The organism is Kineococcus indalonis (genome assembly GCF_009906395.1).
Lineage (GTDB): Bacteria > Actinomycetota > Actinomycetes > Actinomycetales > Kineococcaceae > Kineococcus > Kineococcus indalonis.
Window position 1 is genome coordinate 1 of the sequence record NZ_JAAALM010000833.1, and the last position, 1130, is coordinate 1130.

A 1130-nucleotide genomic window follows, 5' to 3' on the forward strand; every position below is an offset into this window, starting at 1 on the left:
CGCCGAGGGCGTCGTGCTGGGCGCCGCGGCCCTGCTGCGGCTCGTCGACGACGTGCGCGCCCGCGTCACCGGCGCCGGGCCGCTGCAGCCGCTGCTCGCCCGCGACGGCGTCACGGACGTGCTCGTCAACGGCGGCGGGCGCGTGTGGGTCGACGACGGCTCCGGGCTGCGGCCCGCGGACGTCGAGCTGGGCGGGGAGGAGGGCGTGCGGGCGCTGGCCGTGCGGCTGGCGGCCGGCGCCGGGCGCCGGCTGGACGAGGCCAGCCCCTTCGTCGACGCGCGCCTGGCGGACGGCACCCGCCTGCACGCCGTCCTGCCGCCGCTGGCGCCGGAGGGCACCTGCATCAGCCTGCGCGTGCCCGCGCTGCGCCGCTGGGGCCTGGAGCAGCTCACCGCCGCCGGCGCCGTGCCCGGGCCGTGGGCGCCGCTGCTGCGCGCCGTGGTCGCCGCCCGGCTGTCGGTGCTGGTCAGCGGCGGCACCGGGGCGGGCAAGACCACCCTGCTGCAGGCGCTGCTCGGCGAGGTCGACCCCGCCGAGCGCATCGTGCTCGTCGAGGACTCCGGCGAGCTGCGGCCGGAGCACCCGCACGTGGTGCGCCTGGAGGCCCGCCACGGCAACGTCGAGGGCCGCGGCGGCGTCGGCCTGGACGTCCTGGTGCGCCAGGCGCTGCGCATGCGCCCGGACCGCCTCGTCGTCGGCGAGTGCCGCGGCGCCGAGGTGCGCGACCTGCTGGCCGCGCTGAACACCGGGCACGCCGGCGGCGCGGGCACCGTCCACGCCAACACCGCCGCCGACGTCGTGCCGCGCCTGCACGCCCTCGCGGCCGCCGCCGGCTCCGCCCCCGAGGCCGTCGACGCCCAGCTGCTGGCCGGGGTGGACGCCGTGCTGCACGTGGCCCGGCGCGGCGGGCGGCGCGTCCTGGCCGAGGTCGCCCTCGTGCGCCCCGACGAGCGCGGCCGGGCCGCGGTGGTGCCCGCGCTGCGCCGCGAGGACGACGGCACGGCGCGGCGCGGGCCGGGGTGGCCGCTGCTGGCCGCCCGCCTGGGGCTGCCGTGAGCGCCGCTCTCGCGGCCGCCGCCCTCCTGGGCGCGGCCGTCGCGCTCGCCGGCGGCCGCGCCGTGCCGGTCGA

Annotated in this window: 1 protein-coding gene; it reads left to right on the forward strand. The window is 81.9% G+C overall.

The window, feature by feature from the left end:
• Positions 1–1057: TadA family conjugal transfer-associated ATPase (locus GTR00_RS21425; RefSeq protein ID WP_166613520.1), on the forward strand; the 1057-nt coding region annotated here is incomplete at its 5' end.
• Positions 1058–1130 lie beyond the last annotated feature (73 nt).